The sequence below is a fragment of the Citrobacter sp. CRE-46 genome (genome assembly GCF_059615875.1).
Map to the genome: position 1 here is coordinate 4,084,118 of NZ_CM184341.1, position 21,932 is coordinate 4,106,049.

The 21,932-nt window shown below is 51.9% G+C and carries 24 protein-coding genes; 3 read left to right on the forward strand and 21 right to left on the reverse strand.

Annotation, left to right across the window (positions count from 1 at the left end; all coding sequences use genetic code 11):
- Positions 1–15: 15 nt before the first annotated feature.
- Complete coding sequence (gene gpt, locus AC534G_RS19950; RefSeq protein WP_038637683.1) at positions 16–474, reverse strand: xanthine phosphoribosyltransferase; 459 nt, start codon at positions 472–474, stop codon at positions 16–18.
- A 260-nt stretch (positions 475–734) separates the two neighbouring features.
- On the opposite strand from gpt, the gene pepD reads away from it, so the two are divergent.
- Complete coding sequence (pepD, locus tag AC534G_RS19955; RefSeq protein ID WP_110498697.1) at positions 735–2,192, forward strand: cytosol nonspecific dipeptidase; 1,458 nt, start codon at positions 735–737, stop codon at positions 2,190–2,192.
- 101 nt (positions 2,193–2,293) lie between these two features.
- On the opposite strand, the gene dinB is transcribed toward pepD, so the two are convergent.
- The 11 genes from dinB to lafA all read right to left on the reverse strand — a co-directional run bounded on the left by dinB (position 2,294) and on the right by lafA (position 11,577).
- Positions 2,294–3,349 carry a DNA polymerase IV gene (gene dinB / locus AC534G_RS19960; protein WP_038637679.1) on the reverse strand — a complete coding sequence of 352 codons (1,056 nt, stop codon included), beginning with the start codon at positions 3,347–3,349 and terminating at the stop codon, positions 2,294–2,296.
- 66 nt (positions 3,350–3,415) lie between these two features.
- Complete coding sequence (locus AC534G_RS19965) at positions 3,416–4,057, reverse strand: DNA primase (protein ID WP_199981041.1); 642 nt, start codon at positions 4,055–4,057, stop codon at positions 3,416–3,418.
- A gap of 57 nt (positions 4,058–4,114) precedes the next feature.
- Complete coding sequence (gene lafU / locus AC534G_RS19970; RefSeq protein ID WP_110498698.1) at positions 4,115–5,113, reverse strand: putative lateral flagellar export/assembly protein LafU; 999 nt, start codon at positions 5,111–5,113, stop codon at positions 4,115–4,117.
- Positions 5,114–5,115: 2 nt separating this feature from the next.
- Positions 5,116–5,979, reverse strand: a complete 864-nt coding sequence (motA, locus tag AC534G_RS19975) for a flagellar motor stator protein MotA (RefSeq protein ID WP_006685923.1) — start codon at positions 5,977–5,979, stop codon at positions 5,116–5,118.
- Positions 5,980–6,008: 29 nt separating this feature from the next.
- A complete protein-coding gene (locus AC534G_RS19980) occupies positions 6,009–6,725 on the reverse strand; it encodes a FliA/WhiG family RNA polymerase sigma factor (RefSeq protein ID WP_038637670.1) in 717 nt (238 codons plus the stop codon).
- Between the two features lie 20 nt (positions 6,726–6,745).
- Complete coding sequence (locus tag AC534G_RS19985; RefSeq protein ID WP_038637667.1) at positions 6,746–7,216, reverse strand: flagellar basal body-associated FliL family protein; 471 nt, start codon at positions 7,214–7,216, stop codon at positions 6,746–6,748.
- 7 nt (positions 7,217–7,223) lie between these two features.
- The gene (locus tag AC534G_RS19990; RefSeq protein WP_110498699.1) at positions 7,224–8,396 is read right to left on the reverse strand and encodes a flagellar hook-length control protein FliK; all 1,173 of its coding nucleotides are present in this window, start codon (positions 8,394–8,396) and stop codon (positions 7,224–7,226) included.
- A complete protein-coding gene (locus tag AC534G_RS19995) occupies positions 8,393–8,710 on the reverse strand; it encodes a flagellar protein FliT (protein ID WP_087856476.1) in 318 nt (105 codons plus the stop codon). Before AC534G_RS19995 ends, AC534G_RS19990 begins: the two co-directional genes overlap by 4 nt.
- A gap of 4 nt (positions 8,711–8,714) precedes the next feature.
- Positions 8,715–9,107, reverse strand: coding sequence for a flagellar export chaperone FliS (gene fliS / locus AC534G_RS20000; RefSeq protein WP_003843794.1), 393 nt, complete (start codon positions 9,105–9,107; stop codon positions 8,715–8,717).
- A 33-nt stretch (positions 9,108–9,140) separates the two neighbouring features.
- Positions 9,141–10,466, reverse strand: a complete 1,326-nt coding sequence (fliD, locus tag AC534G_RS20005) for a flagellar filament capping protein FliD (RefSeq protein WP_038637655.1) — start codon at positions 10,464–10,466, stop codon at positions 9,141–9,143.
- Between the two features lie 196 nt (positions 10,467–10,662).
- On the reverse strand, positions 10,663–11,577 hold the full coding sequence (gene lafA, locus AC534G_RS20010; RefSeq protein ID WP_069323864.1) for a lateral flagellin LafA: 915 nt from the start codon (positions 11,575–11,577) through the stop codon (positions 10,663–10,665).
- Positions 11,578–12,129: 552 nt separating this feature from the next.
- On the opposite strand from lafA, the gene AC534G_RS20015 reads away from it, so the two are divergent.
- Together AC534G_RS20015 and AC534G_RS20020 are read left to right on the forward strand one after the other, a co-directional pair.
- Positions 12,130–13,080 (forward strand): transcriptional regulator, encoded by a 951-nt coding sequence (locus AC534G_RS20015; protein ID WP_038637651.1) that lies wholly within the window; start codon positions 12,130–12,132, stop codon positions 13,078–13,080.
- The gene (locus AC534G_RS20020; RefSeq protein WP_038637648.1) at positions 13,058–13,537 is read left to right on the forward strand and encodes a hypothetical protein; all 480 of its coding nucleotides are present in this window, start codon (positions 13,058–13,060) and stop codon (positions 13,535–13,537) included. The genes AC534G_RS20015 and AC534G_RS20020 overlap by 23 nt, the downstream gene beginning before the upstream one ends.
- On the opposite strand, the gene AC534G_RS20025 is transcribed toward AC534G_RS20020, so the two are convergent.
- The 9 genes from AC534G_RS20025 to flgE form a co-directional block, all read right to left on the reverse strand.
- A complete protein-coding gene (locus tag AC534G_RS20025; protein WP_038637645.1) occupies positions 13,534–14,535 on the reverse strand; it encodes a hypothetical protein in 1,002 nt (333 codons plus the stop codon). The two genes, AC534G_RS20020 and AC534G_RS20025, sit on opposite strands and share 4 nt — an antisense overlap.
- Before the next feature lie 25 nt (positions 14,536–14,560).
- On the reverse strand, positions 14,561–15,490 hold the full coding sequence (gene flgL / locus AC534G_RS20030) for a flagellar hook-associated protein FlgL (RefSeq protein ID WP_038637642.1): 930 nt from the start codon (positions 15,488–15,490) through the stop codon (positions 14,561–14,563).
- A gap of 18 nt (positions 15,491–15,508) precedes the next feature.
- Positions 15,509–16,885: a flagellar hook-associated protein FlgK gene (gene flgK, locus AC534G_RS20035; RefSeq protein WP_110498700.1), complete on the reverse strand. Its 1,377-nt coding sequence runs from the start codon at positions 16,883–16,885 to the stop codon at positions 15,509–15,511.
- A 98-nt stretch (positions 16,886–16,983) separates the two neighbouring features.
- Positions 16,984–17,286, reverse strand: a complete 303-nt coding sequence (locus AC534G_RS20040) for a rod-binding protein (protein WP_110498852.1) — start codon at positions 17,284–17,286, stop codon at positions 16,984–16,986.
- Between the two features lie 8 nt (positions 17,287–17,294).
- Positions 17,295–18,416: a flagellar basal body P-ring protein FlgI gene (locus AC534G_RS20045; protein ID WP_038637635.1), complete on the reverse strand. Its 1,122-nt coding sequence runs from the start codon at positions 18,414–18,416 to the stop codon at positions 17,295–17,297.
- Between the two features lie 13 nt (positions 18,417–18,429).
- The gene (gene flgH / locus AC534G_RS20050) at positions 18,430–19,095 is read right to left on the reverse strand and encodes a flagellar basal body L-ring protein FlgH (RefSeq protein WP_038643004.1); all 666 of its coding nucleotides are present in this window, start codon (positions 19,093–19,095) and stop codon (positions 18,430–18,432) included.
- Between the two features lie 56 nt (positions 19,096–19,151).
- The gene (gene flgG / locus AC534G_RS20055) at positions 19,152–19,937 is read right to left on the reverse strand and encodes a flagellar basal-body rod protein FlgG (protein WP_038637632.1); all 786 of its coding nucleotides are present in this window, start codon (positions 19,935–19,937) and stop codon (positions 19,152–19,154) included.
- Positions 19,938–19,967: 30 nt separating this feature from the next.
- Positions 19,968–20,705: a flagellar basal body rod protein FlgF gene (locus tag AC534G_RS20060; RefSeq protein ID WP_038637629.1), complete on the reverse strand. Its 738-nt coding sequence runs from the start codon at positions 20,703–20,705 to the stop codon at positions 19,968–19,970.
- A 9-nt stretch (positions 20,706–20,714) separates the two neighbouring features.
- Positions 20,715–21,917 carry a flagellar hook protein FlgE gene (gene flgE / locus AC534G_RS20065; RefSeq protein WP_085047733.1) on the reverse strand — a complete coding sequence of 401 codons (1,203 nt, stop codon included), beginning with the start codon at positions 21,915–21,917 and terminating at the stop codon, positions 20,715–20,717.
- Between the last annotated feature and the right edge of the window lie 15 nt (positions 21,918–21,932).

The following is a 21,932-nucleotide window of genomic DNA, read 5'->3' on the forward strand; positions in this document are numbered from 1 at the left end:
TGAAAGCGCTGTTGATTAGCGACCAGAGATCGGCGGGACAAACACTACGCCCATATCCCAAGGCTGCTCAATCCAGGTATCCTGAGGGATATCAACAATATAATCATTTACCAGCGGACGACCTGCCGGCTTAGCGAAAATAGTGACGAAATGCGCTTTAGGATACATTTCGCGGATCGCAACCGCGGTGCCGCCGGTGTCAACCAGGTCGTCGATGACGATAAAACCTTCACCGTCGCCTTCAGCACGCTTAAGCACTTTCAGCTCGCGCTGGTTGTCGTGATCGTAGCTGGAGATGCATACGGTATCGACATGACGAATACCCAATTCACGCGCCAGCAATGCGCCAGGCACCAGACCACCACGGCTAACGGCAATAATGCCTTTCCATTGTTCAGAAGGCATCAAGCGGCTTGCCAGTTTACGTGCATGGATCTGCAACATGTCCCAGGTGACGACGTATTTTTCGCTCATGTGAAGTGTCCCAGCCTGTGTATCTACGGCTAATTAATAATTGAGGGTGAATCAGGTTGCGCGAGATTATAGAGATCTGACGCACTAAAAACCAGTGTTTCGCGGAATCCGCGCCTCTTTTTGCATGCTTTATGCTAGCCGTCGGCGGAGAAAGTGGTATTCTCAATCGCATCGCGCAAGCCTGACTTGTGGTGTTTTTAATTCAGCTAACCCCGTGGACTGCAAGCAAGTTTTGTAGGACACCGCCAAGGAGACTCAACGTGTCTGAACTGTCTCAGTTATCCCCGCAACCGCTGTGGGATATTTTTGCCAAAATCTGTTCTATTCCTCACCCGTCCTACCATGAAGAGCAGCTCGCTGAACACATTCTGAGCTGGGCCAAGGAGAAAGGTTTTCACGTCGAGCGCGACCAGGTCGGTAATATCCTGATTCGCAAACCTGCCACTGCAGGCATGGAAAACCGCAAACCGGTCGTTCTGCAGGCGCACCTGGATATGGTTCCGCAGAAAAACAACGACACCGTGCACGACTTCACCAAAGATCCTATCCAGCCTTATATTGATGGCGAATGGGTGAAAGCCCGTGGCACCACGCTGGGTGCGGATAACGGCATCGGTATGGCGTCCGCGCTGGCCGTACTGGCGGATGACAATGTGGTACACGGTCCGCTGGAAGTGTTGCTGACCATGACCGAAGAAGCGGGTATGGATGGCGCGTTCGGTTTGCAGGCAAACTGGCTGCAGGCAGATATCCTGATCAACACCGACTCTGAAGAAGAAGGTGAGATCTACATGGGTTGCGCAGGGGGTATCGACTTTACCTCAAACCTGCCGCTGTCCCGTGAGGCGGTTCCGGCTGGTTTCCAGAGCTTTAAGCTGACCTTAAAAGGTCTGAAAGGCGGTCACTCCGGCGGTGAAATCCACGTTGGTCTCGGTAACGCTAACAAGCTGCTGGTACGCTTCCTGGCGGGTCACGCTGAAGAGCTGGATCTGCGTCTGGTCGATTTCAACGGCGGCACGCTGCGTAACGCGATTCCGCGTGAAGCCTTTGCGACCCTCGCCGTGGCCGCAGATAAAGTTGATGCGTTAAAAGCACTGGTTAACACTTACCAGGACATCCTGAAAAACGAACTGGAAGCCAAAGAGAAGAATCTGGCTCTGCTTCTGGATGCTGTCGCCAACGATAAAGCCGCCCTGACCACGCCGTCTCGCGATAGCTTTGTTCGTCTGCTGAACGCCACCCCTAACGGCGTGATCCGCAATTCCGACGTGGCGAAAGGCGTGGTGGAAACCTCCCTGAACGTCGGTGTCGTGACCATGACTGACGATAATGTACAGATCCACTGCCTGGTTCGCTCGCTGATCGACAGCGGTAAAGACTACGTGGTAAGCATGCTGGATTCACTGGGCAAGCTCGCCGGTGCCAAAACCGAAGCCAAAGGTGCGTATCCTGGCTGGCAGCCGGATGCTAACTCTCCGGTTATGCACCTGGTTCGCGAAACCTATCAGCGTCTGTTCAACAAAACGCCGAACATCCAGATTATCCACGCCGGTCTGGAATGTGGACTGTTCAAGAAACCGTATCCGGATATGGACATGGTTTCCATCGGGCCAACTATCACCGGTCCGCACTCCCCGGATGAGCAGGTTCATATTGAAAGCGTCGGCCACTACTGGACGCTGCTAACCGAGCTGCTGAAGTCGATTCCAGCGAAATAAGTCTCTGTAATAAAGCCGGATAGCGCTGCGCTTATCCGGCCTACGCGCTGATTTGTAGGCCGGATAAGGCGGTTACGCCGCCATCCGGCAATACATCAGAGTCAAATTCCCAGCAGCAGTTGCCTTTCCAGCTGTGGATCAAGCAGCGTGACGTGTAATCCCACCAGCCTTACGCCCCGCCCGCCCCGACGTTCATCCCAGGTTTTGCGCGCTGTCGCAATTAAGTCATCTTTGCTTAAGCGCGGCCAGACGTGCTCCTGCGTGGTCTGCTGAAAATCATTAAACTTGAGTTTAATTCCCTGCCGGGCGATCAACAGATCCGGTTTTACCTTTGCCAGACGTCGTTCCAGTTCGGGATATAGCCGCTCAATAATCTCCTCACATTCAGCCCATTCATGAATATCTTCTGCCAGCGTACGCTCAACGCCGACAGATTTGCGCAGTCTGTCGTTGTTGACATCCCGCTCATCAATGCCCTGGCTGCGTTCCCACAACACGCGACCAAACTTACCAAAACGTTTGAGCAACATGGCCAGGTCGTATTTTTGAACATCCTCGCAGGTACGCAATCCCATCGCTTCCAGCTTAGCGGCAGAAACTTTGCCTACGCCGGGTATTTTCCCTAGCGGCAACGTTCTGAGAAATTCGGGAACATCAGCGGGGGTAATGACATATTGCCCGTTGGGCTTATTGAGATCGGAGGCTATTTTTGCCAGAAACTTAACCGGCGCAATCCCGGCGGAGGCGGTTAACTGTAGCTCGTTGAAAATCGTCTGGCGGATCTCCTGCGCTATCAGCGTGGCGGAACCGTGACAGTGAGCACTGTCGGTCACATCCAGATAGGCTTCGTCCAGCGAAAGAGGTTCGATGAGCGAGGTATAACGGGAGAAGATCGCCTGAATCTGGCGGGAGGCTTCTTTGTAAGCCTCGTATCGACCAGGCAATAACGTGAGATGCGGGCACAGTTTTAACGCCATTCCGGTCGGCATTGCGCTACGTACGCCAAATTTACGCGCCGGGTAATTGGCCGTGCTGATAACGCCCCGGCGTTCACGACTGCCGCCGATAGCAATGGGAATGTCGCGCAGGGCTGGATTATCACGCATTTCCACCGCCGCGAAAAAACAGTCCATATCAACATGTATGATTTTGCGCATGACTCGCCTCCCACAACACTGTTTAAGTATACAGTATTTTTATGGTGTGAGAAGTCTGATTATGCCTTACGCTGGACCATTCATGACAAAGCGCGCATCGCACAGGTAACGTACGATGTCCGTGGTCTTATGTTCTGCGGGATTACCCGCCGTACTGACAAATAGTTTATTCACTTTGCGAATCTTTGCCCGCAGCAATTTTTCGATCGTCATCAGGCGAAATGCATCATTTTCCACGCAGAAAAGCTCATAGTCACCCAGACGCTCTCCACAAATTTCACAATGATTCATCCAGTAACGTAGCCCGGTGGTTTTACTTTTATCCAGATAGTAATTGCTGGCCTTAATGTTCTTTTTTATCTCTTCAGGCAGAGAATTAATATGAAACAGAAAGGTATTCCGTCGAATAGATTGCCAGCCTTGGCCATCATGCTCCTTTCTAATAAACCGGGTAAACATCACTCCGTGAATATGAGTGAGCTGGTGGCAGTTCCAGCAGTGCATCTTCGAGGTAATTACCAGATAGTACGGCGCGACGATGTTAAAACTGTCGGTGTTATAGACATAGTCACGAAGCCCCCCGTTTAGCTCATGAGGTTCGGTGTACCAGATCCCTGAAATCTGGTCGAAATGCGCGCCCTGACAGGTCACATCCGTGACGTTATCAGTATGAATATCCAATGGAATAATATGGGTTACATCTATCACATTGCCTTCCTGCGGGATAATTTGCCCCCCACGTTGCGTGGAGGACCGGGAATCAAATTAATGCGTGACGGGAGCAGAATGTTGACGTAAAGAAGTCACCTGCTTTTGTTTGTCCAGCTTATCAATCAGCGGTTGTACGACCTTCTCGCCGTGTTGGCCAAAATATTGATACAGCGTATCAGAAGCGCTTTGCGTTAATACCATGATCTCAATGCGACGGTTGCCGGCGCTTTCCGGATTTTTCGCATCCAGCAGCATTTGGTCGGCCATTGCGCTGACCTGCATAACTTTATTCTGCGGCATTCCGGCATCTTCCAGTACGCGTCGAGCAGACAATGCGCGGTCGCCTGACAGATTCCAGTTGTTGTAAATGTTACTCTTATAGCTCATCGCGTCCGTATGCCCGGTGATGATGATCTTATTGTCCAGCGAGTCAAACACGGGGGCCAGCTCAACCAGCAGCGATTTAAAGAACGGCATAATTTTGGCGCTACCGCGTTCGAACATATTACGGTTCTGATCATCTTTAATCAGTACGCGCAACCCCTGAGGAACAATCTCCATCTCAAGGTTGGTCTCCATATGCGCCTTGCGGGCAATGACGTTAATGTCGGTCGCCAGCTCGCCTAACTCCTGGGCTGATTTTTGTTTCAGTAACGCCGTTTTCTCATTCACATCCAGCGCCTTTTTAGCGTTCTCTTCCGTGATCCTGGCCGTCTCCTGTGGATTCACGGTTTTATCAAGCTTGTTGCGCGTGACGTTTTTCTTCTGCGCGCCTGGCGTTATCGGCAGTTTGCCCAGCTTGTTTAACGGCGCCATACCGCCACCGTTAAAGATTGACTGGCCATGCAGCGCCGCCACGATATTTTCGCGGTCAGCCTTGCTGACGCTGTTCACAATCCACAGCGTCATAAACAGCGCCATCATCGCCAGCGTAAAGTCAGCAAAGGCGACCTTCCACGCCCCGCCATGATGGCCTGCATGGTTCTTTTTAATTTGTCGGCGGATAATGGTGGTTTTCGCGCCGCGATCGCGACGATTTGGCCCCTTCCTCATGCTTATTCCTGCTCCAGCATCGCATTAACCCACGCATCCAGATTGGCGAAAGTGGGTTTAGAGGCCAGATGGAGAAGTTTACGGCCAGCATCGACCGCCAGTAGCGTCGGTTTACCGCCCGCTTGCGCCACCAGAACGGTACGAACGCATTCGAGCAGCGAATGCTCTGCCCGCGCCTGCTGTTCCATGGCGTTTGCCAGCGGGTCCATCAGGCAATAACAGATGAATACCCCTAAGAATGTCCCCACCAACGCCGCCGCCACTTTCAGACCGATAAGCGCAATGGAGCCATCGATAGACTGCATGGTGATGATAATGCCCAGTACCGCAGCACAAATACCGAATCCAGGCATCGCCTCGGCGGTACGCTGCAAGGAGCGCGAAGGGGTTAACAAAGACTCTTCAGCGGTATCCAGTTCCTGATCGAGGATCCCTTCCAGTTCATGGGCATCGATTTTACCCATCGCCATCAGACGGAAGTTATCGGCGATAAATGTCACCAGTCGCTTCTGAGTCAGCACCAGCGGGTATTTCTGGAAAATGGTACTTTCTTCCGGCTGTTCGATATGCTGATCCAGCATACGCAGACCACCGTTCTGCACCATTTCCAGCAGCTCATACAGGCACATCAGTAGCTGACGCTGAAATTCCGGTCCCATTTTCTTTTTACTGATCACCCCTTTGATCTGATGGGCGATCTCTTTCAGCACATGTACCGGGTTCCCAATAATCATCGCCCCCAGGCCGGCACCAACGATAATAATAATTTCTGCTGGCTGCCAAATAGCAATTAACTGCCCACCAGCCTCAAAGTAGCCGCCAAATACGCAGCCCAAAACCACTAATAAGCCAAAAATCTTTTGCATTACGTCCTCCGCATGTTGATTCGGAATTGTTAGTCTGGATATAAACAATCACGAATCTTGTGCGTGATTTTTTTATTCATTTGACAGATTCGGGCTTCGGTCAGCCCTAATACCAGCGCGATCTCTTTTAAATTCATATCGTGTTGGTAATACATTGAGAGCACGAGGCCCTCTTTTTCGCTGAGTTGGCTCAGGGCGTAACTCAACATTTCCTGCGTGACGAATTGCTCTTCCAGCCCACGCCCTTCGAGCGGTGCTATCGGCATATCGCCATTCAGTAATTCATCCAGGCTGGCCAGCGTTTCCGCACCTTCCAGCTGTTGGTATTCCTGATAATCCTCAGACGATAATCCCCGTCGGGACAACTCCTCCCATGAGGGTTCATGCCCAAGCTGTGTGCGCGCATCACGAATCAAATCTTTAATCTGATGGTATTTTTGGCGTAGCTGGCGAGGCCGCCAGTCGAGGCTGCGCAGCTCATCCAGAATTGCGCCGCGTATGCGGTGAACGGCATAACCGGCAAAACCTTCGTCTGGTTGACCGTAGCGTCGAATCGCATTCAGCAATCCCATCAACGCCGTTTGTTCCATATCCTGCCTATCCATAACGCAGGTACATTGCGGCGCAAGTTGACGCACCACTTTGCGCACCAACGGCAGATAAGCCTGTAAATAATGGCTCTCTTGCTTTGGCGTAAGCATGGGCGTCGCATTAAAGTCTTCTGACTCGTAAGCATCCTGTATCATGTTATTTCCTGGCTTGTCGCTTATTGGAAAACGACTTTTTTCACCAATATCTCCTTATAAGGTGTCGCCATTTTGCGTTTCGCTAATTCAACTTTCAGATTTTCAAATATTTTCTTTCTGATTTCGGAGATCTTCAGCGCCCGAATATCTTCATATTTCATATTCGAAAGCTCATCTACGGTAATACTTTGATAAAGCGGTTCGTCCTGCTTAATTTTTTCAGCGTCTTTCTCTGAATCAACAACCATCACCAGCTCAGCGACCATATAGCGATCGCCGCCTTCATCATCATGCAGCGTAACCACCGTTTCTGGCAGGGAGACAAAAATATTGTTGGACTCATCCTGGCTATCTTCCGCTTCGTGAGCGGGAGTCGCTGCCGCAGCCGTGGTTCCCTTATTCATAGCATGATAAATGCCCCATCCGGCCCCCCCCGCAATACCCAAAGCGACGACGGAACTGATCACACACGCGATAACGATTTTCTTCATTTTGCTTTTACACTTTGATCAGAACGGATTCATTCCGTTGAAATTGAGGTTCATCATTGAGCACTAATGCTGACGCCACCTCATCCTGTTGATGACCTGACTGCTGTTTTTGCTGCTGCGATTGCCCCTCGGAAGAGACCTGAACATTGACTTCCATGAAGTTCTGCGCCGTCAGGTGCTGACGTAGGTTTTCGCTAAACTGCTGCAATGAGCGGCAGACATCGCTCTGATTTGCGCCGATATGTACCATCAGCTTCCCTGCATCCAATTGCACGGCAATTTCAAGCTTGCCCAGCGACGGAGGATCAAGACGAATGGTCGAAATTTGCTGTTGCTGACCTATCTGGAACTGAATTCTGTCTTTAAGCAGCGCAGTGAGTTTCTCCCCGAGTTCCTCCGTTGACATCGTCACTGGTGCGGAAACTGGCGTCGACACGATGTTATGCTCGGTCAGTGGATTCACTGGCTGATTTCCCTGCGCCGCGGTATTGAGCAAATTCTGCGTAGAGAGCGCAGGGTTGACCGTCACGCCAGCGGTTTTTCTCTCCACCACCGGGCGAGGACTGGGGTTCTGGGTTGATTTCACCCGAGCAGAAATTTGTTGGGAGGTCGAGAGTGACGCAGGCTCCGGCGCAATCGCTCGCAGATCCTGGGCGGAAAACGTCGCCAGCTTAGCCTGTTGATCCGGGGTTGCTGGCGGCAAATCCTCGCTGAGTGACGCCAGTAACGTTTGCAGCTTAGGCGGCAGTGACGATAAGTCAGTTGTGTGCTGATCAGCCGATGGCGCGGATGTTTTTTCCGGCTGGGCCATGGCGCTCGCCAGTTGGCGCAGCAATGATGACCCCGAATGGGTGGTTTGCACCTGCGCCAGCATTCTCAACATGTCGCCATCAGGCTGCTTTTGTACATCGGCCGGGGCTGCCTGAGTCGGTTGCGCCAATAGCATAGCCAGCAATGCCTGCATGGCTGCCGGAGTCGCGTCGTCTTGTTTATGTGCAGCCGCCGATGTCTGCTGATGACTCAGTTTTGCGCCAATCAACCGCTCAGCCGCGGCGTTCAGTCCCGACTGGGATAAAGAAAATGCGCTGCCGCCCTCAGGGGTTGACGGCGCCGAAATCGTCGCCTTTTCCGGTGTGGCCTCTGCCGACGCACTGACCGAGGCCAGTAATACAGGATTCATGCCTTCTCCGAAATTAAATTAACCATTGAATACGCCAACATTCCTTCCTGGTTTTGCTGATGTTTCTCCATCCGCGTTTTGAGTTCTTCCGCACGCTGCGTTCGCCGCGCAATTAATGTCTCAAACGCGACCAGCAGTCTGCTTTTCACTTCCCGTAGCGCCTCGGCGTCAGTTTCCCAGGCAGCATAGGCATGAAAGTCACGCATCACCTGCTGATGCAGACCTGGTAATCGACGCCACCGTTTTTGATCCAGGGCATCGTTCATCGCCGCCACCAGGGCATAAAGCTGCTGTTGCTGACGTTCTCTTTCCATCGCCTTATCCAAGTTTTGCCGACAGACCTTCCCAGCCTGTGCGCAGATTCGTCAGGATGAGGATCACTTCATCAATTTTTTCTAACGACAATTCGCCGCTGGCTTCATACAGGCGGTAGACGCAGTGGTCATACAGCCGGGAGAGATTCACCACCAGCTCACCGCCGGTTTCAAACTCCAGCGAGCTGGTTAAGGCGTTGAGAATATCGATGCATTTATTGATGCTTTGCGCTTTACGCTCGTAGCGTTTGTTCTCAATGTGGCTTTTCGCGCGTTCCAGTTCGTCCATCAGTCCCGAAAACAGCACCAGCACCAGCTCTAACGGCGATGCTGCTGCCGTACGCGCAGCAAGATCCATCTCTTTGTATTGCGAATAACCATCCTGCGTGTCGTACATATTGGTTCTTAATCCTTCTCTTAAATCGGCCGGTTACATAAACGCGGCCATACTCACTTTCATGGTGTACACCTCAACCAGCGTATTGGTGTACTCTTCCACATAGCGCTCGTAGTTGGTGTTATAGGTTTCGGTCAGTTGATCGCTTTCGTCCTGGATTTTGCTCTGCTGGTCGTCAATGTTTTCCTGGCGCATGGCAATGATGCCGTTACTGGAATCCAGATAGCTGTCCATCAGGTCGTCCATTTGCGCGACCATGCTGTCTTCCCCAACAAAAATAGAGGTCAAACCGTCCGGATTTTCTTCCATTTCTTCGCTGAACTGGGTGGAGTCGATTTGTAAGTGACCGTCGGAATCCAGCGTGATGCCATAGTCGACAATCGATACGCCGCCGTATGAAGCGTGAGCGATATCATCCATCTGATTTGCCAGCGAATTCATCCCGGCATCACCGGCAAAAACCCCGGCTGCCGTGTCGTCATCGCCATAGCTGGTGAGAGAATCTATGGTGTCGATTAGCGTGTTATAAGCATCAACAAAAGTCTGTACCTTTTCCTGCGAACCGCTGGAATCTTCTGCGACGGTAAAGGTAGTCACATCATTAGGATCATCAGGATCGCTGGCCTCTGTGAAGGTCATGGTTACGCCGGGGATCACATCGTCAAAAGTGTTGCTACTGCTGGTGATTGCAGGACCGGTTTGACTTCCCAGATGAATTTCTGCGTCCTGCGCATCCGTGACGTTATTTTTGCTGGCTGTAATCTGATCGGAGAAAGAGGTGTTTCCCGTTACGTTTACTGAGAATGCGCTTTGCGCTCCCGTAGTATCGGAAGTCAGCATGATGGTGGTTGTCCCATCGGTTTTGACCAGGGCCGCTGACACGCCAGGGTTGTCATCCGAGTCATTAATTGCATCAACCAGTTCGCTGGCATCAATAAAGCTGTCGCCATCCTCATCAGCCGCCGCGAGATCGATATCCATGGTCGTGCCGTCATCCATCGTTAGCTCAAACGTGCCGGAAGCGCTAAACGTGTCGTCGCTCATATTGAAGGTTGTCTGCTGCGCCTGCGCCAGTTTAGTGACATAGAATGAATAGGTTCCCGCCTGCGCCTGCGAGTTTGCTGACACCGTATTCGCCTCATTACTCGAGGTGGCAGAAAACGTCAGCGGGCCGTCGGTGTCACTGTTAAGCGCATCAATTGCTGACTGAAAGTCGGTGAGCGCCGAACTTAACGAGTCCAGGCCGTTGCTCTCTGCATTCAATTCGTTCTGCTGGTTCTGCAGATTTGCTGCCTGGGTGGCGATGTCTGCGTAGGCAAATTCTTGTGCTAATTTTTGGATCGGACTCGTAAAACTCATAATCAGTGACTCCGTGCAACGTTAGTTATGTAATAGCAAAACGCATGCCAATATTTTTTATTATTGATATTCAGTAAGTTAAATTAGTAGCGGAAATGAATTTTCCCTTCCTCAGGAAGGTTTCCAGGCAAAGGCCCGGTTGCGGAAAGCACAACACCGCCGGGTGGCGGTGCTGTGAATGGCATTACGTCAGGAATTACTGCAGCAGGCTGGAAACCATGCTGGACATGCTGTTGGACTGCTTCAGCATGGTGATACCCGTTTGCATCAGCACCTGTTGCTGGGTCATGTTGGACGCTTCCGTCGCGTAGTCGGTATCCATAATGTTACCGATCGCCACTTCAGTGTTGTCCTGCATGCTGGTCAGGTTAGCCGCGGTGTCGTTCAGGCGGTTGATGGATGCACCCAGTTTGGACTGGATCTTAGACACGTCGTCCATTGCAGTCTGGATAGTGGTGATCATCGCGTTTGCAGAGCCAGAAGTGGTCAGCTCAGAACCACCGGAAACACCGGCATTACCGGTAGCATCAGCCTGATCGCCTCTGAAAGAGGCGCTAACTTGACCCAGTGCTCCAACCAGAGCGTCCAGTTGGCTGGAGATATCAACGGTCATGGTGTCAGAAGATTCAGCGCCAACCTGGAAGGTTACGCCGCTCTGGAACAGACCGTCTTTACCGGTGTTGCTGGTACCGGAAACACCGAACAGGTTAGTGCCGCCGTAAGTGGTGTTCTGCAGCATATCGGACATCTGCTGGCCCAGTTCATCGTATTCGTCCTGCATTGCCTGCAAATCTTCATCGCTGTACGTTCCGTTCGCCGCCTGAGTAGACAGGTCTTTCATACGGCCCAGTACGTCGGTCATTTCATCAAACATGCTGTCGGCAGTCTGCAGCATGGCAGTGGCATCGTTGATGTTGCTCAATGCAACGCCCATGCCGCTGGACTGCGCGGTCAGACGGCTGGCAATCTGTTTGCCCGCGGCGTCATCTGCAGAGGAGTTAATACGGTTACCTGTCGCCAGACGTTCCATAGAAGTAGACAGTGATGCGCTGCTTTTGTTGATAGCATTTACAGCAGACATTGATGCGGTATTAGTATTAATCGATAACATGGTACTGCTCCTTGGGAATAATCGTTTTCGTTTCGATACTCTGTAAAAACGACCACCCGTTTGGAAAACTTAAAGCGCTGCAGAAAATTTTTTTGACGCGTTACACAACATCATTAGCGAGAGAAAAAACGCTTCCACCTCTATTTTAGCTTTACGTGCTACCTCCCCAAAAAACCACCTTCTAAGGAAGATCTCAATCAAGATTTAATTAAAAGATTATTAGAAATATCTAATAACGGCTTGGTTGCTTACGCGCCATACGGGTTAACTTTTTGATAAGAATAAGATTATCCCTAGATGAAATCACTTTAAAAAGCCTGGTTATAGCCATGTTTTACATTTAGTTGCAAATACCCTGTACTTTTATATTGTGAGTCTCGGGCACTTTCGCTACATTTCAAATCCTTTTTTGGATAGCATAAAAAACACTCAATAGCGATTCAGCTGCAGCTTCATAGCACAAAGAAATTTCAATTTCTCCAGAATTTTAATGCACTGATTTTTAACGGTGTGACACCAGGGATATAAAATCTTGCACGGGTATACAAATCGATGAGTATCGTAGTCAACAACTGGCGGATGGATTCCTCGCTTAATGCGTTAATCCATTGTGAAACAGGCGAGATACGTCGCCTGGGCGAATACCATTTTATTCTGTTAGAGACATTAGCTAAAAATGCCGATGTCGTTTTATCTCGGTCATATTTAATGAGCGCAGTATGGAAGAATCGCATCGTCGGTGGAAATAGCCTGCCGACAGCCGTTCATGCGCTGCGTGTTGCGATCGATGATGACGGTAAGCAGCAAGAAATTATAAAAACCATACCCAAAAAAGGGTATTTATTTAATAAAAACTACCTCACTGAAACTATTGACCTTAATGAAGCTGTGGCTGATGACAGCACCATTGATGAGGTCGAGAAACGTACCGAGATTATTGAGTCCCCTGCGCTTGATGAAATGCGTTCATCAACAAATCATGGGGAAATACCCTTACTTAACAGTCAACTATCGTCAAGAAACCAGAGAAAAACGGCTATCAGGCGGCATCCTTATCGAGCCGTTCTGATTACCTTACCCGTTATCGTTATCGCGCTGTCGTTGTTTATTTTAATCTCTTATTTTAAAGCACCGTCTGTCACTAAAATGGAAGAAGCTCCGCAATTGGTTAAAGAGACGCTTGAAAATGCCAACCATGTTACGGTATATCAACTTTACGACCCAGGTGAGAATAAGAAATCATCATCGCTTGTTTCAACGCATATTCTTCCCGGTATCGAGCAGCTCAACCCACTATTGGTAAGCCATAACGCCTCGATGACCTTGTATTATCGGGTCTCACTGAACAAACTCGCCCTTGATATTGTGCTTAGCAATCAATGCAATGATAAGTGGCAGTTAGCGCTAAGCTTTGACAACTGGCTAAATAAAGATAATGAAATGAATGGTATTTTAATTAAAGAAGTGGAGAAAATGTTAAATGAAATGCCAAAATGCAAATAATTTCTTTTTCCCTGCCCTGTCTGCTTTCACACTATTTTTCACATTGACGGCTCATGCCCGCATTGAAAATACGGTCATTGCCAATTACGACCTTACTACTGGCAAAAACGTACATTATGAACTTATCGCAAATTCTCTGGATAAAAGCACCACAATCACTCTCGTCCCTTTGGAGCAAAATAATAAAATGCCCTCTACGTTTAAAGTAGCATCGTGTATTAATCATTATACCGGCTCATATAAACAGGGTGAGTTTCACTTTAGTACCACCAAAACCGATCAAAACGATTCTCGTATGGCTAATTTCGGGGCATTTGTCACTGAGCACAACCTGCATACATGGTGGCTCCATATAACTCCGCAGCAAAATTTGATTTTTACTCGGGATGTCGGAGGTCTGTTAATCACAGACCCCTCTGTATTTAACTTTTCAACAAAAGCATGCCAGCAGAATTAACTTAATAAACTACGGACAGTCTGGCTGGAAAGTCGGGCTTGTCCATTCACCGCCTGCGCTAATACCTGATAATTGTGATTAGCATGATCCAATACCCCACCCAATGATTCAGAGGCTTGCACCGCACTTTCTGCCTGTGGAAAACGCGCCATACCGTCAATGAGCTGCCGGGCCTTCTCCTGCTGGGCAGCCATTTGCGCACGTTGATCGCCAATAATATCCAACGCCTGCTGTAATCCGTCCTGAGTTCGGGCTCCGCCCTGTGCTACATACTGTTGAAGCTCCTCTGAACGTGAGGGATCGGCAAATGTTTTCAGCGGGGTAAACGCTGATGACTTCGCACCGACATCGCGTACGCTCAGGGTTTGCTGGATCTGCGACCACTGCTTTTCCGTGGTGGAGAACGTTAACGTGCCCTGCCGATCGTGCACCTGTACGCCGACGCGACGCAGCGCGTTGCTCATCATTATCTTGTACTGGCCTGGATCCATATCCTCACCCACCACCACCGCCGAGTGCTGCGTTTGCCGCCCATCGGAAACACTAAACATGCGCGAGCTTATGGCATCTTTTTGCAGCATCTGCGCCAGTTCAGGCGCGTGAAAAGTCACTCGCGCCTCGCCCTGCAAAACCGGACGCAGTTGCCTGTCCACCGCACCGCCGGATAACGCCGTTCTTTTATCCAGCCACTGGGTAAGTTCAGCACCCTTTTGCTGCTGCGTCTGCCCGCCACGGCGCGAGGCATGGCGATAATCCAGCAAATGCTGTTCCAGTTGTCCCAGATAGTGATCGGCCTGCTGTAGCGTGGTGAGCTGATCGTTAAGCTGCACGCTATAACGCTGAGGCCGGGTGGTAATAAGCGGTGAGGCCGGGTAATCACTCGCCGTTGCGGGTAACTTTTGACGGACAGGGGCATTCTGCGCAACGGTGTGCTGCTGCACAGAAGGATTAAGCGCTCCGCTACCGGAGAGTGACGTTGTATTTAAACCGACCTGCATACTATTCCTGAGCTACTGCTCGCTGTTAAATCACACTGAAAAGGTTCAACTCACTCACTTTAGAGTAGGTTTTTAAGGTGGCTTCCATCGCCATTTCCAGTCCGGTAAAGGTAATGGAAGCTGGGCCGTAATCCAGATCGCTCAACTGACTGATCAGCTGATCGTTGGACGTTGAGATATCCGTCTGAGCATCGCTGAGCATGGTCATTGTATTCTGCGTTTCACCAATGGTGGCGATGGAGGCGTTGAGCTCATCAGAGGCCACGTCTACCGTATCGATGGCATTCTGAATGTCGCTTTGTACCTGCGGATCGGCAGGATCAACCGATGGGTCCTGCAGCTCTTTCGATAATGACGTTAAGGTGTTCAGCACATCCAGGCTATCGCCGAAGAAGTCGCTGACGGCCACATTGGTGTCAACCTCTACGCCATTGGAGACAGTAGTTTGGCGATGATCGCCATTCCCCTGGTAGGTATAGCTGTCGGTCACGCCGTCGCCGTCCTCATCCATCGCGACAATCGGCGGCCGATCGTTCACCGTCCCGCCAAACACATAGTGACCGTCTTCATCCTGGTAATTTAACGCCGACACCATCGCTTCAGTCATCGACTGGATATCCTGCCCCAGACTGGATAATGACTCAGCGGTATTGGTGCCGTTCGCGGCTTCCAACAGATCGTCGCGAATCGCCAACAGATCGTTATTGACGCCGTCGAGAATAGATTCCTGCTGGCTCATCCCCGCCGACGCGGAATTAATATTCGTTTGATATTGGTCGAGGGCCGATTGCTGGCGGTTAAGCTGGGTGATACGGGTCGCCGCAATCGGATCGTCAGACGGCAACAGAATGCTTTTCCCCGTCGCCATCTGCGTGACGACATGAGAAAGATCGCTGGAAAGGTCGTTAAAACTCTGCGTCATAGACACATAAGACTGCTGGGCAGTGACTCGCATTTTTCATTCCCCTTCCGGTTAGCTACACATTTCCAGCACAGAATCGAAAATATCAGCACCCGTTGAGATGACTTTCAGGTTAGCCTCATAAATCTGCTGATAGGTAATGAGGTTGACCGCTTCTTCATCCATGCTGACGCCGCTCACGCTGCTCTGCTGGTTCTGTGCCTCGGAGTACACGTTCGCTGCGGCTTCGGCTTCCGTCTGGTTTTGCTGGCTGTAGATACCAATATTGCTGATGATCGATGAACAGGCTTCGCCCACGGTTACGCTACCGAATCCTTCAATTTCCAGCGGTTCGGTTGAGATGCTGATCAGCGCCTGCAGGTTATCGCTATTGCCGCTTTCGTCCGGCGAGCTGGAAAACGCCAGTTCATCGGCGGTGATATCAGGGTTTACCTCCAGCGGGCCATCCGATGAGTTTTCATCATAAATAAACAGCGGTTCACCGGGATTTCCGTTCAAATCGTAGCCCTGCGCCAGTTGGGTGTTAACCGCATCGGCAAATTGCTCCGCCATGCTGTTAATCGTTCCCGTCAGCGGCGTCAGCACCTCATTCTGATAATCAAACAGCGCGCCCAGCGAGCCGCCGGTATCGGTGTTCATGGATGAGGTGGTTCCGGCAAACGTTAACGACATACTCTGCGTGCCATCGGCGTTGGTATCCAGTTCGATGGTGGAACTCTCCTGCCCGCTAACCAATGGCTGACCGTTTTGCAGCGTGACGTTATAGTTGCCTTCATCATCGATATTGACCTGAACGTCCATAATGCCGCTCAGCTCTTCCACCATCTGATCGCGGGCGTCATACAGCGCCGAGGCGTTATCACCGTTAGCTTCAGCTTCAGCAATTTGCTGGTTATAACTGGCAATACCGGTAGTCAGGGTGTTCACCTGCGCCACCATTGCCTGCTCCTGGCTAACGATCTCACTGCTTTGCGAGTCGATGTAATCGAGGGTGTTATCCACGCGCAGCGCCAGCGCGCCGGACTCGCTAATCACCTGCTCACGCAGGGCGGAATCATCCGGGCTGGTGGTGGCTTCGTTTAGCGCGGCAAAAAAGTTATCAAATCCCCCGCTCAGGCTGCTGTTATCATCGCTGAGGACGGTTTCCAACTGCGTTAAATACTCTTGCTGGGTGTTGTAATAGCCATAATCGCTGGCGGCATACCAGACCTGGTTAACCTGATACTGGTTTGAGACCCGGCGAATACTGTCAACCTGCACACCGTTACCCGCACTGTTCGCTGAACCGGAACTCGCACCAATGGTACTGGTGATGGCAACCTGCCGGGTATAACCGTCAGTCATCGCGTTGGCGGTGTTCTGCGCCGTTACGTTAAGCTCCACCTGCGCAGTCGATGCGCCGCTGTAGCCAATGTTAATCATATCCATCAAAGCGTCCTCGCCGGTCAGTTACCCGGTCTGTCATTAACAACCTTGCCGATTAAGAGCGGCGAAAAAACCGCAGTTCTTAAGCCGCCGCGCAACCTTTATCCTTGGTGATGAGGGGAGAGCTGTTTGACGATCATCTCCGCAATGCCAATGCCGTGCTGTTGGGCAAGACTGTTGCACAGCTGATCGTCATAAAATCCCTGCATCATGCGTACCGAGTCGCTGTTAAACGGGTTATCTTTTGAGTCGAAGATCTCATTGGTTTTACGCATCTCTTTCAGCATGTTGCGTAAGAAGATGGCTTCGAATTGCTGGGCAGCTTTCTGCAAATCGTTATCTTTGATTTTGGGGCCCATTAACGCATCGCTACCGTCAATGCCCCCGCTATGATTCACCTTGATGTCGGCCATTAAATCACCTCCAGATCGGCATCCAGCGCGCCGGCTTCATGCAGGGCCTGCAAAATAGACATAATGTCGTCCGGCGTTGCCCCCAGGCTATTGAGCGCGTTGACCAACGTTTTCAGACTGCTGGACTCTGGCAGACTGATCATCCCCGGACGGGCATGATTCACCGAAATATTGCTTTGCGGCGTCACCGCCGTACGGCCACCGGCAAAAGCGTTCGGCTGGCTGACGTTGCTGCTTTCATTGATGGAAACCGTCAGACTGCCATGCGATACCGCCGCCGCATGCAGGGCGATACCATCGCCCATAACGACCGTACCGGTACGCGAGTTAAACACCACGCGGGCGCGGACTTTTTCCGCCTGCACCTGGACGTCATCTAACTGAGACATGAAGGCCACGCGCGCGCCGGGGCTGGTTGGCGCGCGGACGATAACGTTGGTCGAGCTTTGCGCCGTCGCAATGCCGCCAAACGACGCGTTGATCGCCGCGGCAATGTTATTGGCATCTTTAAAGGAGGGGCGTTTCAGATTGAGCGTAATGGTGTCCCCCATCTGGAAGTCGCTGGGAATTTCCCGTTCTACCGACGCGCCGTTCGGTATCAGCCCGGCGGTGGGGGTATTCACGGTGACGCTGGAGCCGCTGGCTCCGGTCGCGTTCATCCCGCCGACCACCACGCTCCCTTGCGCAAGGGCATAAACCTCGCCATCCGCGCCGTGTAATTGGGTGAGCAATAGTGTGCCGCCGCGCAGGCTTTTGGCATCGCCGATCGACGAGACCGTGACGTCAATGGTCTGCCCACGCGAGTACATGGGCGGTAGCGTCGCGCTGACCGCCACCGCCGCAACGTTCTTCACCTTCGGATCGATTTTGCTCGGCAGTTGTACGCCAAACTGGCGCAGCATGTTGGTAATTGTCTGGTTGGTGAATTTGACCTGGTTTTTATCCCCGGTTCCGTCCAGACCGACCACCAGACTGTAGCCGACGAGTTGGTTTTCCCTGACCCCCTGGACGTTAACCAGCGATTCCAGAGATTGCGCCTGCGTGGTACCTGGCAGCGCCAGGCTAAGGGCGATAACGATGCCGTTTAACGCGTTCATCCAGCGCCCGCTTAAGTGTTGCATATCAAAATCCTACTTAGATCGGGAAGAGAGGATGGTTAAACAGACGCGTCAGCCAGCCCGCCGCATTGGCATCGCTCAATGCGCCACGGCCCGCGTAGGAGATGCGTGCATCCGCAATACGCTGCGATGAGACGGAGTTGTCGTTCTGAATGTCATCGGCGCGCACCAGGCCACTCAGGCGAATGTACTCATCGCCCTGGTTAAGGGTGAGCCATTTTTCACCGCGAATTTCCAGGATACCGTTCGACTGTACCGAGTGTACCGATACCGTAATTTCACCGCGCAAACTGTTTTGCTGCTGCGAGGTCGCCGTCCCGTTGAAGTCACGATTGGCGTCCACGGAAGCGGAAAGGTTATCTTTGGTATGTCCGAACAGCGTCGGCGCGCCGATGTCGACGGTATTGTTCTTACCGAAATTGGTTTTCGCCTGTTTGCTCGACTGGGTGGATTCTTCCAGCATCACGGTCAGGATATCGCCCACGCGATAGGCGCGGCGGTCCGCCGTCAGCGACCAGTTATACCCCGTTTCAAACACGCCCCCCGCGCGACCATCCGCCGTTGGCGGCGCTTCCGTTTTGGGAGGAGCAAAGAATTCGTCATTTTTTTTGACCAGGAGGGCCTGCGATTCGCACCCGCTTAACAGGGGAAGCAGTACCATCAGCCAGAGATAATTTTTCACGTTCTGCCTATTTCTGCCGGATGGCGCTGTACCATCCGGCATTTCACATTCTTGAGTTACAGTGTCTGACTAATAAACTGCAGCATATCGTCTGCCGCAGAGACCATTTTGGCGTTCATCTCATAGGCGCGCTGTACGGTGATCATCGCCACCATTTCGTTGACGATGTCCACGTTCGAGCCTTCCAGTGCTTTATCCTGTAACGTTCCCAGACCATCTTCCCCCGGAATACCTTCCGTCGGTTGACCGCTGGCCGCCGTTTCCAGATACAGGTTGTCGCCTTCGGCTGAAAGCCCGGCCGGGTTGGCGAAATTCACCAGCGTTAGCTGTCCCAGCTCAGTGGGATCGCTGTCGCCGGGTAAAATCGCGCTCACCGTGCCATCGGAAGCAAATGACACGCTGGTTGAACCCGCTGGCACATCAATTTCCGGCTGTAACGGCAAACCCTGGGAGTTGGTCAGCACGCCATCAGCGTTAACCTGCATATTGCCGTCACGGGTATAAGCGATATCCCCATTGGCTTTTTGCACCTGCCAGAACCCCTGCCCCATGATGGCCACGTTCATCGTATTGTCGGTGGTTTCTACATTCCCTTCGGTGAAGGTTTTTTGCGTTCCCACAATACGAACACCGCTACCGAACTGCATTCCGGTCGGCATGATGTTGTTTTGATCGAGCATGGCGCCCGGCGCTTCCTGAGTCTGATAAAACAGATCCTGGAACATCACGCGGTCGCGCTTAAAGCCCGTGGTATTGACGTTGGCGATGTTGTTGGCAATCGCACTCATCTCAGCATCCTGCGCCGACAGGCCGGTTTTACTGATCCATAACGCTGCATTCATAAAACTTTATCCCTGATTAAAGGCTACGACTCAGGAGCCGCGTAGCAGCCTGTTGCCTGAGTCGCTGAGATCTTCAGCCGTTTTCATCATCTTGATTTGCGCTTCAAACTGACGGTTCATCGCGATAGATGACATCATTTCGCTCACCGCAGACACGTTACTGCCTTCCAGAAAGCCGCCGCTCACTTTGATGTTCTCATCGCGCTGCGCCGGTACGCCGTCCGCCGTCACCAGCATCCCCTCGCTATTTTTCGCCAGATTGGCGACCGGAATATCCACCAGCTTCAGGCGATCGATATCCATCGTTGCAGTAACATCGCCATCGTCAGGCGTGACGGAGAGCGTGCCGTCGCTGCCGAAAGAGGCAATCGCGTTTGGCGGTAAAATAATCGGGCCGTTATCCCCGAGCACCACGTTACCGTCGATGGTCAGTTGCCCCTGATCGTCCTGCTGAATATTGCCGTTACGGGTGTACACCTCGTTTCCCGCTTTATCCTGCACGGCGATATAGCCGGGTCCCTGAATAGCAACATCAAGCGGACGTTCGGTTTTTTCCGCCACGCCAGTGCTGTCATTGACGCCGCTGGGACTCTCCTTCGCCATAAAACGCGTATCAAAACCACCGCCTTTTACTTTGTCGTTGCTCGCCATCGCCATATCCGCGCGAAAACCATTGGTGTTAACGTTGGCGAGGTTATTGGCGCTAATTTGCTGCTCGAGCAGCGTCTGGGTGGCTCCGCTGAGTGCGGTATAAATCAACCGATCCATTTCTTAGCCTTACATCGCCTGGAAGAGAGCCTGATCCAACTGCGTACTGGTCGAAATCACCTTGGTGTTCGCCTGGTAATTACGCTGGGCGGTCATGAGATTGACCAGTTCGTTGGTAATATCCACATTGGAGCTTTCGAGCATGCCGGAGGAGAGCGTGCCGCAAGAGCCGGAGCCAGGCGTACCTATTAACGGCGTGCCGGATTCGCCCGTCTGTACCCAGGCGGTGCCGCTTACCGCTTCCAGTCCGTTCTCATTCGGGAAGGTAGCGAGCACGACCTGCCCCTGCAGCATGCGTTCGCCGTTGCTGTAGGTGGCGTAAACTTTACCGTCATCATCCACCTGCACGCCGTTCTGCGTTGCCGAGGCATAACCGGTTGCGGAGTTGGTTGTCACCGAGAAATCAGAGCCGTACTGAGTACAGTCTGAGTAATCAATGGTCATCGAAATCGGCGCAGCGTCATCAGTAGTGAACGTGATGGTTTGCGGTGTTGTTGGCGATGTCAGCTTGCCGGTATTTGAGTCGAAGGTCAGCGTGGTCGGTGGGACGCCGCTCTGCGCCTCACCATCAAAGGTGTACTGTACTTCCCAGGTGTTATCGGCGGTTTTGGTAAAATACTGGCTAACCGAGTGTTCGTTACCCAGCGAGTCATACACAGTGGTGGTGTAGCTGTCGGTATAGGTATCGCTGTTGTTCGCGTCAAACGGTACGCTGGTGCGATCGATCGTTTCATCACTGGCGTCAAAGTTTGCCGTGAAGGTCATGCTATCGGTGGCCTGCGCCGGGATGTTGCCGGTTTTAATCTGGATGTCAGTGACGGTACCGGTTTGCAGCGTGCCGCTGTCATCAACCGGATAACCTTGCAGGTAATCACCGGACGCATTGACGATATAGCCGTTTTTATCGGTCACAAAAGAGCCGGCACGCGTATAGGAAATATTCCCTGCGCTATCGCACATGACGAAAAAACCATCATCGTTAATGGCTAAATCCAGCGCATTGCCGGTTGAAACCATCGAGCCACCGGTGGAGATACTTTGTGCGGAACCGGCCACGCTCACGCCCATCGCCTGCGTCCCGGCGTACATGGCGGAGAACTGGGTGGTCATTGATTTATAACCCACCGTACCGGAGTTAGCGATGTTGTTACTGATGCCGTCCAGTTGTTCGTTGACGGCGTTTAGCCCCGTCGCTGCAATTTCATAACTCATTGTTTCTTCCTGTAA